The following is a 1964-nucleotide window of genomic DNA, read 5'->3' as shown; positions in this document are numbered from 1 at the left end:
CTGCGAATAACAAAAAGTTATTCGCTTTTGAAAAATGCTCACTTGCCTCTCATGCGTGAGCGTACCACTATTGAGGGCAGGAGACACGGCCGCGCCCTATGCCAGACGGCCCGACAAATCGATCATGCGACCCACGAACGTCCTTTTCATCCTCTCGGACGAGCATCAGCACGGCCTCATGGGCTGCGCGGGCCATCCGTTCATCCGCACTCCCAATCTCGACGCGCTCGCCGCGCGCGGCACGCGTTTTTCGAACGCCTACACGCCCTCGCCGATCTGCGTGCCCGCGCGGGCGAGTCTCGCGACCGGCCGCCACGTGCACGACATTCGCTGCTGGGACAACGCCCTCGCCTACGACGGCGTGCCGCGCGGCTGGGCGCATCACCTCGCCGATCACGACGTGCTGTGCGAGTCGGTCGGCAAGCTTCACTACCGCTCGGACGACTCGCCCGTGGGCTTTCACCAGCAGCATCACGCGGTGCACATCCTCGACGGCATCGGCCAGGTCTGGGGTTCGGTGCGCGAGCCGCTGCCCGAAACGATGGGGCGCTCGCCGCTGTACGACAAGATCGGCGCGGGCACATCGAGCTACAACCGCTTCGACATGCGCGTGGCCGACACCGCGGTGACGTGGCTCGGCGAGCACGCGCGCGACGACCGTCCGTGGGCGCTGTATGTGGGTCTCGTCGCGCCGCATTTCCCGCTCGTCGTGCCGCAGGAGTGGCTCGATCTGTATCCGCCGGAGTCGCTCGATCTGCCGCTGCTGCATCCGTCGACGGGTTATGTGCGGCACCCGTGGGTCGAGCGCCAGGCGCGCCATATGGACCACGATTCGGCCATCGGCAGCGAGGAGCGGCGGCGTCTCGCAGTGGCGTGCTATCTTGCGCTCGTTTCGTTCATGGACGCGCAGGCCGGCAAGGTGCTCGACGCGCTGAGCGCCAACGGTCTCGAAGAGACGACCACCGTGATCTACAGCAGCGACCACGGCGACAATCTGGGCAAGCGCGGCATGTGGAACAAGTGCCTGATGTACCGGGAATCCACGGGCGTGCCGATGATCCTCGCCGGCCCGGGCATTCCCGCAAGCAAGGTCAGCGAGACACCGGTGTCGCTCGTCGATGTCCAGAACACGCTGCTCGATCTGACCGGCTGCCCCAAGACGCTGATGACGGGCCCTGGCACCTCGCTCGCGCAACTGGCGAACGCGCCCGCGCAGCGCGAGCGGCTCGCGTTCAGCGAGTATCACGCCGTGGGCTCGGAAGCGGCGGCCTATCTGCTCGCCGACGCGCGCTACAAGTTTCACTATTACGTTGGCCTGCGCCCCGAGTTGTTCGATCTCGAACGAGACCCCGAAGAACTCGACGACGTGGCCGCCGATCCCGCCTACGCGCACGTGCTCGCGCGCTTCGAAGCGCAGTTGCGCGCACTGCTCGATCCCGAAGCCGTCGATGCCGCCGCGAAGGCCGATCAGGCACGGCTGATCGAATCGTTCGGCGGACGCGAAGCCGCGCTCAGGACCGGCACGCCCGCCGCGACGCCGGTACCGGCGGCATAGTGCGCGCCACCGCGCACTGACCGACAAGAAAAGACGACAAAGACAAACTGGAGACGACCATGCCATCAGCCGGACTCGCCGCGGCCGCCACGCCGGCCGGCCTCAAGCGCAAGTGGAAGACGGTGATACTCGCGAGCCTCGGCGGCTCGCTCGAAATCTACGACTTCATCATCTACGGCGTGTTCGCGCGCGAGATCGCGAGGCAGTTCTTCCCCGCCGCCGATCCCATCGCTTCGCTCATCAGCACGTTCAGCGTATTCGCGATCGGCTACGTCTCACGGCCGCTCGGCGGCATCGTGCTTTCGAGCCTCGGCGACCGCTTCGGCCGGCGCGCGATCTTTCTCGTCTCCGTGCTTGCGATGTCGGCCTCGACGATCGGCATCGGCCTCATTCCCGGCTACGCGAGCAT

At 66.2% G+C, this 1964-nt stretch carries 2 protein-coding genes; both read left to right on the top strand.

Annotated elements, in window-relative coordinates:
- Positions 1-124 precede the first annotated feature (124 nt).
- Positions 125-1555: a sulfatase-like hydrolase/transferase gene (locus U5A52_RS42785; protein WP_321940433.1), complete on the top strand. Its 1431-nt coding sequence runs from the start codon at positions 125-127 to the stop codon at positions 1553-1555.
- 59 nt (positions 1556-1614) lie between these two features.
- A partial coding sequence (locus U5A52_RS42780; protein WP_321940431.1) for an MFS transporter occupies positions 1615-1964 on the top strand: 350 nt, incomplete at its 3' end.

The sequence above is a fragment of the Paraburkholderia sp. J8-2 genome (genome assembly GCF_905220195.1).
Classification (GTDB): domain Bacteria; phylum Pseudomonadota; class Gammaproteobacteria; order Burkholderiales; family Burkholderiaceae; genus Paraburkholderia.
This window is presented reverse-complemented; position numbering and strand designations above follow the sequence as displayed.